1 pseudogene is annotated in these 268 nt (G+C 59.3%); it reads right to left on the bottom strand.

Annotated features, from left to right (window positions below):
* Window positions 1-268: pseudogene (locus AF337_RS38630) on the bottom strand (haloacid dehalogenase-like hydrolase); the annotation flags it as partial.

The following is a 268-nucleotide window of genomic DNA, read 5'->3' as shown; positions in this document are numbered from 1 at the left end:
CTGGTTGATCCCGACGGGTTTGCCGGCCTTGTCGTCGATGAAATTGACTTCGGGGAGCCGAAACAGGGTCGGCGTGTCGTCCTGCATCCTGAATTCGGTCTTGATCGACGAGCCGATTACCTGCTCGGGCGGGACGCCGTAGACCTTTTCCGCCCATGGCCGCATGAACTCGATGCCTCCGCCTGAAACGATGAAGGTCTTGAAACCGTTGGCGCGGAGATAGGCGAGAAGCTCGATCATCGGCTGGTAGACGAGTTCGGTGTAGGGC

This window comes from Rhizobium ecuadorense (genome assembly GCF_001187535.1).
Lineage (GTDB): Bacteria > Pseudomonadota > Alphaproteobacteria > Rhizobiales > Rhizobiaceae > Rhizobium > Rhizobium ecuadorense.
This window is presented reverse-complemented; position numbering and strand designations above follow the sequence as displayed.